This is a genomic window from Shewanella sp. ANA-3 (assembly GCF_000203935.1).
Lineage (GTDB): Bacteria > Pseudomonadota > Gammaproteobacteria > Enterobacterales > Shewanellaceae > Shewanella.
The window spans coordinates 4,880,078-4,894,146 of record NC_008577.1 but is presented as its reverse complement, the minus strand read 5'-3'; the positions used below and the strand labels follow the sequence as shown (position 1 = coordinate 4,894,146).

Genomic DNA, 14,069 nt, shown 5'->3' with positions numbered 1-14,069 from the left:
GCTTATAGCTCAATCAGAATAGACATAATCGTTGCTAGTTTATTTTCCAGCTCTTGCCATTCTGCCTCAGGGTCAGAGCCAGCAATAATCCCCGCGCCAGCAAACAGATTGATCTTGCCGGGTTCAATCAAGGCGCTGCGAATCGCCACCGAAAATTCACTCTCAAACTTATTAAAATAGCCACAGGCTCCAGCGTACCAGCCGCGCATATAGCCTTCGCGTTCGCGAATAAAGCGCATCGCCGACTCGCGGGGAAGGCCGCCAACTGCTGGGGTTGGGTGCAGTGCCTGTAGCAACTGGAAGTCATTCACGCCCTGCTTTAACTCGGCGCGAATGGCGCGGTGCAAGTGTTGAATATGATTCAACTTAAAAATTGTAGCTGCTTCTTCTGCGCCCACATGTTGGCTCAAGGGGGAGAGCATACTGACGATATGACGGCGAACCAGCTGGTTCTCTACGCTATTTTTATTGTCCTCGAGCAGTGCGTTGGCTAGCGCCGTGTCTTCCTCTTGGTTTAAGCCACGTACTGTGGTGCCGGCAAGTGCCTCGGTAAACAGTTCCTGCTGGCGACGGCGAAATAACCGCTCTGGCGAGCAGGAGATATAAGTGCGATCTGGGCTAAATTGGAAGCCAAACTGAAAACTATTGGGATTACGCCCCTGCCAGCAGGCCAATACCATCCAAGGGTCAACCTGCGCATTAACCTCAAGCTCAGTGTGGCGCGATAGCACCACCTTGGGCGTCTCTTGATTAAACTTCGGCTCAACCACTTGTTCGACTAAGGTTTTCCAGCGTGGAAAGTCGGGAGTATCGTTGCGACTCAACAGGGTGAGTTTATTCGGTGGTGCTAAAGGCCTCGCAGGCATCACGGCTTCAATCGCGGCAATGGCGAGATCGATTTCCTCTTCGGGATGCCTATCGGCAAAGTTCAGATTCACCCGTAAACTGAACTGATTGTCGCTGCGCCTAAATTCGATACGCGGTAACACAAAACGACTGTTACCAAACTCGGGCCAAGATTCGATGCTGCGGTCAAACGCCACGCCGCCGTAGTAGCGGATCTCAGGATTGCTGGATAAGGTGCGCTGCTGTTCGTAGACGTTCGCTAATGTTTTATCATCGACACCGGTTTCAAACTTAAAGTCTTTACAGGCGCCAATCGCCGCGACTTCTTCAACCTTGTCACGTCCATGCCAGTAAATGCGTGGATATTGGTTTTGGGATGCCAACCACGAAATCAAAGGGATAGAGACAGTTGTTAAGGATAACTGCACTATCGGCTCCGTCGGTGGAACCTGCTTCAATTGAATGAGTTTGTCGATGAGAGACTTAAGGTCTTCAGACAGGGCGTGAGCGGGCAAATAAAACTCCAAAGGTAACGAGATGAAGGTGGTGGCTGAAGTTCCGGCAGTCAGCGGTAAGTTAATCCATTCTTTTTAAAGTCATTTACACTAAGTGGCCGAGAACGTGTAAATAAGAATCTTTCGCTCAAATTAAAGGCCGAGGCCGCGAGTGTCAAGATGCAACCCACGAGTGTGTGACTTTTGCCATAGTCTCATTTTGAGGTGCAAAAAAATGTGACCTATATGGGTCTTTTTGTCGATACCGTAGTCTGTGTTGGACATTTTGTCTATTTGTGACAGAAGGCGTTTTCCATTTGTTGCAATTTATCGATCTGAGTTGGTTTTTGATTGTTTTTCAGTTGAGGCAAAAGTTACTCAGACCACAATAGGATACACATCCTAAACCTTCTGTATGACAACAATAAAATGATTACCAGAAATACCTATTTTAGAGTGTTGTCTTCTGCGCTTGGGCCGAATTTTAAACCAAGCGCCGATGAAATCGCCCGCTATCCCCTGCTAAATATGCCGCAACTACTTGTTGTCCGTGGCGACCAATTGGCTTGCAGGGATTGGCGCGGACACAACGCTAAAATTAGTATTTCAGCTTGGTGGTCATTTCTTTGTGCAAACTGGCATATTTAAGATGAAATTACTCGAGCTCGAAGGCGTCAGTTTTAATTATGGTAGCCAATTTACCCCCGTATTGCAGGAGATCGGGCTAAGCATTCGCACAGGCCAATGTCACTGTGTTAGCGGGCCGACGGGTTCGGGTAAATCGAGTCTATTAAACCTGCTTGCGGGCGTACAGAATCGCCCGCATGAGGGAGATATTTGGCGTCATCCCGAGTTGATCACTGGCTTAGTGATGCAGGATCCTCAAACTCAGTTACTGAGGCAAACCGTGGGCGGTGAAGTCGCCTTCGCTTTAGAGGAACGTGGAATTTCCGCCGAGAATATGTTGCCTAAAGTGCAGTTAGCGCTGCGACACGTCGGGTTGTTTCTGCGGCTCGATACCCCAGTCAGTACTCTTTCCCTTGGCCAAAAATACCGTTTGATGATCGCCGCTCAGTTGGTGTGCGAGCCGCACTTATTGCTGCTCGATGAGCCATGGGCGCAGCTCGATGATCAGGGTGTGGCTGAGCTATTGGTGGTGCTGCGCAATCTTATTGCCGAAGGCATGGCATTGGTGCTGGTGGAGCATAATGCGGCGGCGTTTGCCGAGATTATCCAGCATTATTGGCAATTGGAGGCTGGCCGTTTATCCACAGGTATCTACACAGTTAGCGATACTCAACCGATTGATACGCCAGTTAAACCTTGGGGTTCTGCTCATGTTGGTAAAGTGCTGGTCAGTGCCGAGGCGTTTGATTTCTGTTTCGACGGTAGTCAGCCATTATTTAGCTGTCCGCAGGGATTTCAGTTACATGCGGGTGAGATAGTGACTCTGGTCGGGGATAATGGCTCCGGTAAAACTAGCCTACTAAAATCCTTAGCCGGGATGCTCAACCTAAAGCTGCGTTTGCCGCTTAAAGTCTTAGGTCGTAAACCTAAATTGGGCATCTATGGTGCCGAGTTAGGATTATTAATCCAAAGACCGAGTCGACAACTGTTTGAAACCAGCGTGCTAGCCGAGATGCAGTTTAGCTTGAATCGTTTTGGACTCCCTAAAGAGCGTGCCGAGCAAATGCTCGTTGAACTTGAATTAATGGAGCTTGCCAATCAATCTCCCCATAAATTGTCCTACGGGCAGCAGCATTTGGTTGCTTTGGCATCCTTGGCCTGCTTGCAGCCTAAGGTACTGCTACTTGATGACCCGCTAGCAGGCATGGATAAGCACTATTACCGAAAAGTGTGGTTCTTGCTCAAGCGTCTTAGGGCGCAGGGCTGTGCGATTCTAATGAGCAGTCACAGAGTGGTGGAGCATAGTGCCGTATCTAGGCAACTGAGTTTACACAATGGCTTGCTGACGGAAGACACCGTGGGGATGGAGGAGCGCTATGTGAGTTAGGTGCCATTGTTAGGGGGCAATGGCTTAGAAACCAAGTAAGGCGTGGTATTACTTTTGTTAGTCTTTTTGTCTTATATCGAAATGTGCACTTACACTCGCAACAGGTAATTCTTTTTCCACAAGTACAGGTTTGATAGAACAAACCACATTCGGCCTCAACACACCCTAGAAATATTAACCTCCCAATTTGGTTGGTTTTTTGATCAACTCAGTCTTTGTCACCATATAAGTGTATGGCGAATTTGCGCTTCACGGCTTAGAATGCCAAATGTATATTGTCTATACTACCTAAAGTAAGTTATCGCACAGTGAGCTACATCCGCTGATATGTCGTATGGTGGTAAGGCGTCTATTAAGTCATCCTTGGGGTTGCAGATATGAGTGAGTCGGCAGAATCGGTTGACCTAATCAAATTGCCTGTGTCGAAATTGACACTGGGAATGTTTGTCACGGCAATTGACAAAAAAGATCAAGGTCGGCTTGCTATCGCAAATGCTGGACAAATCAAGCACAAGGATGCGATTTCTAAGTTAACTAATAGTGGGATCAAATTCGTTTGGGTGGATACCGAGCGTTCAGCGGATCATTGTGGTTTTAAACGCAAAGCCAATAATGATGGTTTATCTGATCCCAAGAAAACCTCTGTGACACGTGAGAAACAGCAAGAGCAAGCTCAGATTATTTTGACTGAAGCTAAGGATCTTATCCGTAAAGTTCTCTCCGAAACCTTCGAAGGTAAAGCGATAGAAGTGGCTCCCTTTGAAGCTTTAGCCGATAGCATGATCGAATCAGTGCTCTTGGATGAAGACGCCCTCAAGTGTATGTCAGCACTGCGCACAAAAGATGCTTATTTGTTAGAGCACTCAGTGAATGTCGCCTTCCTGCTGGTGACTTTTGGTAAATACCTTAAACTCGACCGCAATATGCTGAGGGAAATGGCTGTCGGTGGCATTTTGCATGATATCGGCAAGATTAAAGTTGATAACAAAGTCCTGCACAAACCTGGCAAACTCACCCCTGAAGAGTTCGAGCATATGAAGTTGCATCAAGTGTATGCGCTTGAAATTATGAGTGAAACTAAAGGGTTGTCTCAAATAAGTCGTGATGTATGTTTGATGCATCATGAAAAATTAGACGGTCGGGGTTATCCTAGGGGATTAAAGGGAGATGAAATCCCGCTCCATGGACGCATGAGCTGTATTGTCGATATCTTCGATGCCTTAACTGCGACTCGCTGCTATAAAGAGGCAATGAGTCCTGCCGCCGCCTTTAAGATTTTACTGAGCTTGACCCCGTTTCATTTAGACCAGCAGTTAGTCTACGAATTTATCCGTTGTATCGGTGTTTATCCTGTTGGATCTTTAGTAGAGCTGTCTGATGGACGTGTAGGGATCGTTTGGGTTTCAAAGGATAGAGATGCATTAAACCCGATAGTTAAATGTTTTTATTCTTTAAAAGCAAAACGTTATACAGAAGTCGTTATGGTAGATCTGCTCAAATCAGATTTATATATTGAGCGTGGTGTGTCGCCAAGCTCACTCGATATCGATCCGACTCCTTTCTATTGATCGCTTACTGCACTTGATATCCACCGAGATGTCAGGTGCCATTCATTTCCTTCACTGCGTTAAAAGCCGTACACTGGGACAAACTTCCTCTGGGCCTAGTTATGAACAGTGTACGCAATTCTCTTCTTCCCATTCTCGTTATTCTACTGTCTTTGGCGCTGTTAATTCCCGGCGTGACTCAACCCATTTTGAGCCTCAATGGCAGCATAGATAAGGCCAAACTCACCGAACAAGGGATTGAGCAGGTCGCACAAAGTTTCGATGAGGATTCGGGGCGCGACAGTGCCCGCGGCATGTTGAATATGGTCAGTGGCCTGTTGGGGCTGAATAATCTCAAGGGCGAGGTGGAGGTATTACAGCAAACCCGCAGTATTTGGAGCACAGTCACCGAACTATATAATACCGGCAATGGCTTAGTGGCTGGGCTGGTAATGCTGTTTAGCATCGTTATCCCTGCAGTGAAACTCAGTCTGATGTTGGTACAACAAAGCGTGAGTTCGGTTGCGCTGCAGTGGCGCATTCATCATCTAGTGTCTGCGTTGGCGAAATGGTCGATGGCCGATGTGTTTGTGGTGGCCCTGATCATTACCTTTTTGGCGGGCAATGCCTCGGGTGGCATGGGCGAAATGCTCAAGACCAAGGCGCAGTTTGAGAGCGGATTCTACTTCTTTACCGCCTACTGCATTCTCTCAATCGCCAGTGGTTACTTAGTGCGTCGCCCAACACCGATTCTATAGTTAATCAAAGGGCATACAGCAGGTTCCGTATGCCCTTTATCGTTAGGAAAGCGTGCCGTTTTGATAGATGGGCATAATCCAATAACGGCAAGGGTTGTGTTTACAGACCTTTGCTAGTGCTTCAAGCAGGGCGCTTTGCTGGCTTGCAGGGTGCATAATCTCAAACTTACAAAACTCCCGATAACCTTCCACTTGTTCCTTGATATTGAAATGGCTGTGCTCTCGGCTAAATCCGCAAATATTGCCCAGGCTAAAGCCGGATAAAAACTCCAACTCAATCAGAGTATCGACTATATCGTCCTTAATATCGTTTTGGGCGATCAGGACTAGCAGTTGTTCCGTGCTCATCGGCGTTTCTCCAGCCAAAAATACAACATGGGCAGTAAATACAGGGTCGTAATGGTCGATGTGAGCAATCCGCCGATCACCACAATGGCCAAGGGTTTTTGGATTTCAGCACCGGGGCCCGAGGCGAACACTAAGGGGATCAAACCAAACATGGCGGTGGTGGCTGTCATCAGAATGGGTCTGAGTCGCCGGGCGGCACCCTGTTCGACCCGTTCCCTAAGGCTACCGAATAAGTATTTGGTTTGTTCGTAATAACTGACCATCACTACGCCGTTAAGCACGGCGACACCTAGCAGGGCGATAAAACCTACCGAGGCGGGCACCGAGAGGTATTCCCCCGAGAGATACAAGCTGACGATACCGCCCATCATGGCAAACGGGACGTTAGCGAGGATTAATCCCGATTTTGCTAGAGAGCCGAAGGTGGTGAATAAAATCAAAGTGATCAGTGCGATAGCTATGGGGATCACCAGTAACAAATTGCTGGTGGCGCGTTGCTGGTTTTCAAACTCGCCACCGAAGCTGACGCTATAGCCGCTGGGCAGTTTGATTTCATTGGCGATTTTGCTATTAAGCTCCTCCACAAAGCCCACAATATCCCGCCCTTGCACGTTGGTAGTGATCACCGAAAAGCGATTTCCCTGTTCCCGCTCGATCAGGATTGGGCCCTGTTTATAGCTCAATACCGCCACGTCACTTAGGCGTTTTAGGGAATGATCCGGCATCACCAATAGCTGATTTTGCAGTTCGTTGATATTGCTGATCTGCGCCTGATTATTGGCGATAAGCACGGGCGTGCGTTTCTTCCCTTGCAGCACTTCGGTAACAACCACGCCTTCGAGTTGGCTCTTGAGGTAGCGGGCAAACTCCATAGTGCTCATCCCAAACCCTCGGGCCAGCTCATTATCTAAGGTGAGATTAATAAAGGGGCTGCCTTCAATCATCGCCATCTTAACGTCGACGCTGCCCTGAGTGGCGGTGACCAGTTGTTCTATCTCTCCGGTGAGCTTGCCTAAGGTCTCGATATCATTACCGAATACTTTAATCGCGACATCGCCAATACTGCCGGTGAGCATTTCGGAGACGCGCATCTGTATCGGTTGCGTAAAGTTAAAGTTCACGCCGGGATATTTAAGCAGCACAGTGCGGATGGCATCGATAAGCTGCTCTTTGGTTGCAAAACGCCATTCGCTGCGGGGCGCCAGCTCTAAAAACACATCGGTTTCGTTCAGTCCCATGGGATCTAAACCTATCTCATCGGCGCCGGTGCGCGCCACCATCTGCTTGATTTCGGGGATTTGGATTAGCAGGGTTTGTTGGATCTGTTTATCGATAGCGATGGAGGCATCGAGGGAAATCGAAGGGGATTTCTCTAACTGGAGAATGATGTCGCCCTCATCTAAGGTCGGCATAAAGGTTTTCCCCACCAGACTAAACAGGCCGAGACTGATGATCAGCAAGCTAAAGGCGATGAGCATAAAAGGTTTTTGCCAACCAAAGCAGGCCTTTAGGCTGCCAAGATAAAGATGCTTGAGCTTTTCGACGGCCTTAGGTTCTTTCGCGGCCTTCTCATTGACTAGGTACGAGGCAATCACGGGGATCACTGTCAGCGATAGCACCAGCGCCGACAACATGGCAAACACTATGGTGATGGCGACTGGGGTAAAGAGTTTGCCCTCTAAACCACTGAGGGTAAGCAGTGGTGAGAACACTATGATCACGATAACCGTGCCCGAGACCACAGGAATGGCGACGTCTTTGGTGGCGCGAAAGATCAAGTGCAAACGCGGCAAACGCTGTTTAGTGGCGATTAAATTCACCATGTTTTCAACCACGACCACGGAGGAGTCCACCAACATGCCGATGGCGATAACGAGGCCACCGAGGCTCATCAAGTTAGCGGAGAGATTGAAGTGATCCATCATCAAAAAGGTGAACAGTGCGGCCAGCGGCAGCGATAGTGAGACCACTAGCGCGGCGCGCACATTTCCTAAAAACAGCGCCAGCAATACGATGACCAACACAACGGCCTCGAATAGCGCATTGGAAATGGTCTCGATAGCGGTGTTGATCAGGTTGGCGCGGTCGTAAAAGGTATTTATCTGGCTGCCTTCGGGGAGAGTTAGGCTGATTTGCGCCAGCTTTTCCTTAATGTTGTTAACCACTTGTGCCGTATTGGCGTCCTTGAGGGCGATGATTAAGGCTTCGGCGGTTTCGTTGCCATCCTTAGTGACGGCGCCGTAGCGCGCAAGGTGGCCTATCTGGACATCGGCAAGATCCTGCAAGCGGTAGACCTTGGCATTATCGGCTTTGATCACTAGCTGTTTAAGCTCGTCGATATCATCGATGCGTCCCTCGGAGCGCACTATGATGGTGTCTGTACCTATGGTGAGCTTACCTGCACCTTCGTTGTGATTATTCTCCACAATCGCCTGTTGCAGCGTGGCAAAGCTCACGCCCGCAGCCGACATTGCCGCAGGATTGGGGCTGATACTAAAACTCTTGGCATAACCGCCGAGGATATTCACATCGGCAACACCGGGCACTGTGCGCAGCAGCGGCCGAATTTCCCACTCGAGTAATTGACGTCGCTCCAGCAGGGAAAGATTGGGGTTTTCGAGTGAAAACATAAAGATTTCACTGAGCGGCGTGCTCATGGGCGCCACACCGCCACTTACGCCTTCGGGAAAACTGTCCCAGACCGCTGAGAGGCGCTCGCTCACCTGTTGGCGCGCCCAATAGATATCCGTGCCTTCTTCAAAATCGAGGGTGATATCGCTAATGGCGTACTTAGTGGTCGAGCGCAGAATCGATTGCCGCGGAATACCTAAAAGCTCGGTTTCAATCGGGACAGTAATCTGGGCTTCGATTTCCTCCGGCGTCATGCCCGGAGCCTTGAGGATAATCTTCACTTGGGTTGGGGAAATATCCGGAAAGGCATCCAAGGGAATGGCAAACCAAGCCCGTGCACCAGCCAACATGAGGATCAGCGCTACTATCAGCACAAACAGTCGCTGAGTGAGCGAAAAACGGATCACAGAGGTGAGCATCTTATTCGCCTCCTAAACCGAGCATGATGCCTTTCACGGCGGCAACCGACTGGGATAGGACTTGTAGCTGACTCAAGTCTTGATCGCTGGCGACAATATATTGCTCCGGGGTTGAGCCTAAGATATCGACCGTTAGCGCATTGAGCTGGCTATCGGACTTGGTGAACACTTGGCTGTCCTGCTCCCAACTAAACACACTGTTTTTGGGCAGTAAATACACGGCCTTTTGATACTCGGGAACCACAGTCATTTGCTGACCTAACAATAGGTTACATTCCTGCGGCACCGCCGATGACCAAGCCGTAACAAAGGCGCCTTCGGCAATCGCCGACAATGACTCAATCGCGATATGGCATTGATTAATGTTGATGGCCGACAGGGAGTGTGACTGGCCCGTCGGCACATTCACTTTGACGCGGATGCTGTTATTGGGCACCAGAGAAAACAGCTGATCCCCGGCCATATAAGGGCCGCTGATGGCATTGAGTTTAACGATACCGTCAACGGGCGCGGCGACAACTAAGGAGTCGGTAGCCGCATCCGTGCTGTGGACGCGTTCCATAAAGTGCTGCATATGCTCGTATTCGAGGTGGGTCGTGAAATAGTCCTGACTGATCTCACGCCATTTTTCGGCGCTTATACTGCCATTGGCGAGCAAAGGTTTGTTGCGCTCATAACGACTCTTAGCGAGTTGATACAGGCTCGCCGCGGCCTCGACTTGGGCGAGGTAGTGGAATACTTCTGGCCCTGTGAGTTTGACTATCGCTTGGCCTTTACTGACGCGCTGACCTTGGCCGACGAGAAAGTGCACCTGCTGGATATTCTCGGGCGTGCTGATCCAGTAATCATTGCCGGGGAGGATTTCAACCTGCGCCGGCAGTGGGCTGCCCTCATAACTGGCGACCCTTTGTGGTTGGGTGTAACTGAGGTCGAGATTGCCTAAGGCGCTAATGGCTAAGCTTTCGGCCTGCGCCGAACCTACAACACTCGCGGATAAACAGAGAAGGCATGCGCCGTACTTGGCCATCATAATGAAATTCCTAAGGCTTGGAGTTGTTGAGAATGCAGTTGTTGCAAGCTGACGCGGTTGAGCGCCAAGCGGGATTCGGTGTCGAGCGCCTCCATATAGCGGCGCAGCCAGACTTCATAACTCACCTGATCTTGATCTTTTACCTTGGCGAGTTCCTCGGTAATGGTGCGACTGAGGGCGAGTGCTTGGGTGAGTAAGCGCTGTTGCTCGACGAGGTTTGTTTGTTGGCGGACTAATTGATCCCACTGGTTTTTAAGCTCGAGTGCGCTGCGGTCAAGATTGAGACTTTGCTCGGTATTCGCTTGTTGCCATTGGGATAAATCGCTCTGGGACAGCGCCGAGCCCAAGGTTAAGGGCACTGACACGGCTATGCCTAACTGCTGATCATCCACGCCCGTATCCGCGGTATTTTTTGCTGTGAGTGAGACGGTCCAAGGATCGCGCTCACCCGCTTGCTGAGTTTGGATCAGCAGCAGGTGTTGCTGTTGTTGCAGCTTTAGCAATTGCCATAGGGGATGTTGGGCTAAGGTCTCGGCGCCCTTGCCAAGCGGGCGGTCAGTTTCTTCTATAGCGCTCGGCATTTGGTCTTGACCCGTCAGCTGTTGATACAGGGCTAAAGATTGGGCTTGTTGCTGCAGAATGTCGGCGCGGCTTAAGGCGATATCGACACTTTCCCGCTCCAGTAGCAGAGTGTTGGCCAGTGGCAGTTCCCCCGCATCGGTCAGTTGTTTTTGCTGGTGATGGAGTTTATCGAGCAACTGCTGTTTACGCTCAAGCTGCGACAGTTTGACTTCGCTCTGGCGGTAATCCCACAGGCTCTGCCTTAATAATCCCGAGAGATACAAGCCTTGCAGCGCCGTTTGTTGTTGATGAATTTGCTCGGCGAGTTGTTTTATTTGCTTATCGCTGCTGTGTAGCGCGGGCGATTTAAATGGCAAATTGACTGAGAGTTCCTGCTCGTAGCTGTTACTATTATCCAAACTCCCGAGGTGACTTAAGCTAATGCTCGGCAGGCCAGTGAGCCAGGTCGAGCTGGATAAATTTGCCGCTTGGGTATTCGACGAAGTGAGATGAGCCAACCTAGCTTGGCTGCTCGACAGCGCTTGGGAAAGTTCGGCTTCCGCCGCAAGACATAGGAAACTAGTGCCGACTAAGCTGGTCAACAGACATAACTTGATACAAGACGAACTGACAGACATGAGATGATTCTGTGGTATTAAACAATGCTGTCAGTGTAGGGATTGACGGGTGAAAGTCGTCGGGGACCTGTATCATAAATCCGCCTATGGTACATATGTCCCATAAAATAATTGATTGATTTTGCTTTTATTTAGGAGTTTTAAATGAAGGATATTGTCATTATTGGTCTGCTGGCACTGATCATGTGCTTTAAGCTTTTTGACATTAGTTCCGACATTCAATTAGGCATTCCGCAATGGCATTTAGTGCAGGAAGCCATACTCTTAGTGCTCACCGCAGTCGGGGCCATCTACCTCAGTTACGATTTAATTCGCCGCTCACGCGAGGTTAAAGCCTTAGCAAAACGCCTCGAGTACGCCGATAAAAAAATCGACAATATGTCGACCCAAATGCGTTCCGCCAGACAGGAATACAGCCAAGCCGTTGCAAACCAGTTTGATACTTGGGGTTTTACCAAGAGCGAGCAGCAAGTCGCATTTTTATTGCTTAAAGGGCTGAGTTTTAAAGAAATTGCCGAAGTGAGACAGACAAAAGAGAAAACGGTGCGCCAACAGGCGTCGACCATTTATGGCAAGGCCGCCGTTGATGGCCGCCACACCTTTTGTGCTTGGTTTATGGAGGATTTTATTCAAGAACATAACCAAGAACTGGCGGCAAACGAGTCCGATAGCGCTCATAAAGCCGCTTAACCTAAACTCTCTGGCTTAGTTGTTATAGCTATTTGTTATTGAAAATCGATATTGGCTGGCTTTTTGGTTCTAAACAATAATGAGCATCCCCTAATTTTGTCGGAGGATGCAATTGAAAAACTCGTTGCTAATTGTGTTTTGCTTTATTGCCTTGGTTGCATCCACGCAAACCACTGGATTACTCCGCTCGCTGATTGAGTTTTCCGCCTTTTTAGGCGTACTGGGGTTGGCTTGGCGGATTAAACCCAACGCTGAATAGAGCTTCCCGCGTTAGTGCGTCAATCAGAGTCGTTAGACTCAAATCCAATCTATTGAAAATACAGAATATAACCTAAAGACGTTACCCCAATCGCCGCCCACAGGATCACGCCCAGCAGCAAAGGCTTAGGGCCGCTTGCCCGCATTTTTTGCACCGTAATCCCCGCGCCAATCAAGAACAGACACAGAACTAAGGTACGTTTCGATACCATAAAAAGCGTGTCGTAGAGCGGCTGAAACTGCGGCAACCAATGGGCGATTGCAATGGCTAAACAGTAAAATCCGATAAAATACGGTAGGTTAAGCTTACGTTTATTGCCGCCAAAGATCAGCGCACTGACAAGGGCGATAGGGATAATCCATAGTGCGCGCGCCAGTTTAATGGTGGTGGCGGTTTTAAGTGCTTCATCACCATAGGCCGAGGCCGCGCCGACGACTGAGGAGGTGTCGTGAATCGCGATGGCACTCCACACGCCAAAATCGTATTGGCTCATATTGAGCAAATGCCCGAGGGCGGGGAATAAAAACAAAGCCACCGAGTTGAGTACAAATACACAGGCTAATGCGGTAGCGGTTTGGTCTGGTTTGGCATTAATGGCGGGCGATACGGCAGCAATGGCGCTGCCGCCACAGATGGCGGTGCCAGAGGCGATTAAGTGCCCTGTGATCGGGTCAAACTTTAAAGCGCGAGTCACCAAAAAGCCCAAGATCAGCGTAAAAATAATCGAGCCGACAATTAATCCGAGGTTATGGCTGCTGGCCTCAATCGCGGCGTTGAAGTTAATCCCAAAGCCTAAACCAATAATCGAATAGGACAGTAATTTTTTGGTGAGGGCGGCGATATTCCAGTCGTTTGGCACCCAACCTAGGCTGGCCAAGGTAAAACCGAGCACAAGCGCCATAGGGGATGAGATAACAGGCGCGAGACACAGTAGCGCAGCGCAGACAAACACAAGGCGATGGGGTTGCTTAAGTTGCGAGACTATCGATGAAAAATTCATAACGCCTTAGGTTTGCGACTGAGTGTTATCGTTCCAATCTTGGATTGTCGTATTCATCCACATAGGCATGGATACTCGAATAAGCCAATCGAATAAGCATTGGGACGCTGACAAAGACGGGCATTATAACGATTGGGTTTATCTTCAATAAAATCAATTTAATTTATTTTGTAAGTCAATTTTATTGAGTCTTAATGGGCAGGTAGGTTTGAAGCTAAAAAAAGGAGAGCTGCCGACGGCGACTCTCCGGTGAAAATACGCGGAATTTAGAGATTTACGATACGTTGCAGACTGTAGTCGCCACCATCTTTAGCGGTAAACAGCTTGTCTTGAATATCGTTAGCGCTTGGCATTCCCGCATGTAACAGGCTTAACCAGTGGCGCGAGGTGGTGTTGCGTGTCTCAGTGGGTTCGGCGGCTAACTCAACGGGCGCTTCGATTTGCACATCTTCCAAATTCGCTAAATCCCGCGCACCTATCATGCCAGTGCGGTCAAAACACAACTCCACATGGCAGCCTTGGTCCTGTAACACTATGGCGCTTGGCGCATCTTTAGTGCCGTTGAAGGCAACAAACTGCTTGGTTTGGCGTAATCCGCTGTGGCTGCCGTCGGCAAAAAATGCCAGCAGGTGTTGGTAGTAAACTACATAGCTGATCACATCCTGATGCGAACCCGTATCCAGTGGGAAATGACGGTCGAGGAACTGCTTCGCCTGGGCTAGTTTTTCATGCTCGGCCACGTTCACTTGGGCGACGGCAAGCACTTCTTCTGCGATGAAGCTGTTTAGATTCGGTTGGATCTGGTGGCTATTGATAATTGACATATTCATCGCT

11 protein-coding genes are annotated in these 14,069 nt (G+C 49.3%); 4 read left to right on the top strand and 7 right to left on the bottom strand.

The features are described from left to right. Positions 1-2: 2 nt before the first annotated feature. A complete protein-coding gene (locus SHEWANA3_RS21270; RefSeq protein WP_011718783.1) occupies positions 3-1,361 on the bottom strand; it encodes an isochorismate synthase in 1,359 nt (452 codons plus the stop codon). Positions 1,362-1,989: 628 nt separating this feature from the next. Here SHEWANA3_RS21270 and SHEWANA3_RS21265 point away from each other — a divergent pair. The 3 genes from SHEWANA3_RS21265 (at position 1,990) to SHEWANA3_RS21255 (ending at position 5,659) form a co-directional block, all read left to right on the top strand. After that, on the top strand, positions 1,990-3,354 hold the full coding sequence (locus SHEWANA3_RS21265; protein ID WP_011718782.1) for an ABC transporter ATP-binding protein: 1,365 nt from the start codon (positions 1,990-1,992) through the stop codon (positions 3,352-3,354). 377 nt (positions 3,355-3,731) lie between these two features. Beyond that, a complete protein-coding gene (locus tag SHEWANA3_RS21260) occupies positions 3,732-4,922 on the top strand; it encodes an HD-GYP domain-containing protein (RefSeq protein WP_011718781.1) in 1,191 nt (396 codons plus the stop codon). 101 nt (positions 4,923-5,023) lie between these two features. Beyond that, positions 5,024-5,659, top strand: a complete 636-nt coding sequence (locus tag SHEWANA3_RS21255) for a paraquat-inducible protein A (RefSeq protein WP_011718780.1) — start codon at positions 5,024-5,026, stop codon at positions 5,657-5,659. A gap of 42 nt (positions 5,660-5,701) precedes the next feature. Here the strand turns inward: SHEWANA3_RS21255 and SHEWANA3_RS21250 are convergent, their stop codons facing one another. Genes SHEWANA3_RS21250 through SHEWANA3_RS21235 form a run of 4 tightly spaced genes read right to left on the bottom strand, consistent with a single transcriptional unit; the run spans position 5,702 to position 11,286 of the window. Beyond that, the gene (locus SHEWANA3_RS21250; RefSeq protein ID WP_011627657.1) at positions 5,702-6,007 is read right to left on the bottom strand and encodes a DUF3240 family protein; all 306 of its coding nucleotides are present in this window, start codon (positions 6,005-6,007) and stop codon (positions 5,702-5,704) included. Next, a complete protein-coding gene (locus SHEWANA3_RS21245) occupies positions 6,004-9,057 on the bottom strand; it encodes a CusA/CzcA family heavy metal efflux RND transporter (RefSeq protein WP_011718779.1) in 3,054 nt (1,017 codons plus the stop codon). Before SHEWANA3_RS21245 ends, SHEWANA3_RS21250 begins: the two co-directional genes overlap by 4 nt. A 1-nt stretch (position 9,058) precedes the next feature. Next, the gene (locus SHEWANA3_RS21240; RefSeq protein WP_011718778.1) at positions 9,059-10,087 is read right to left on the bottom strand and encodes a hypothetical protein; all 1,029 of its coding nucleotides are present in this window, start codon (positions 10,085-10,087) and stop codon (positions 9,059-9,061) included. After that, positions 10,084-11,286: a hypothetical protein gene (locus SHEWANA3_RS21235; RefSeq protein ID WP_011718777.1), complete on the bottom strand. Its 1,203-nt coding sequence runs from the start codon at positions 11,284-11,286 to the stop codon at positions 10,084-10,086. The genes SHEWANA3_RS21240 and SHEWANA3_RS21235 overlap by 4 nt, the downstream gene beginning before the upstream one ends. A gap of 144 nt (positions 11,287-11,430) precedes the next feature. On the opposite strand from SHEWANA3_RS21235, the gene SHEWANA3_RS21230 reads away from it, so the two are divergent. Then, the gene (locus SHEWANA3_RS21230; protein WP_011718776.1) at positions 11,431-11,976 is read left to right on the top strand and encodes a LuxR C-terminal-related transcriptional regulator; all 546 of its coding nucleotides are present in this window, start codon (positions 11,431-11,433) and stop codon (positions 11,974-11,976) included. A 308-nt stretch (positions 11,977-12,284) separates the two neighbouring features. Here SHEWANA3_RS21230 and SHEWANA3_RS21220 read toward each other — a convergent pair whose 3' ends face one another. Continuing rightward, entirely contained in the window at positions 12,285-13,235 is a 951-nt protein-coding gene (locus SHEWANA3_RS21220) for a putative sulfate exporter family transporter (RefSeq protein WP_011718774.1), read from the bottom strand. Between the two features lie 266 nt (positions 13,236-13,501). Next, positions 13,502-14,065 (bottom strand): malate synthase, encoded by a 564-nt coding sequence (locus SHEWANA3_RS21215; protein WP_011718773.1) that lies wholly within the window; start codon positions 14,063-14,065, stop codon positions 13,502-13,504. Positions 14,066-14,069 lie beyond the last annotated feature (4 nt).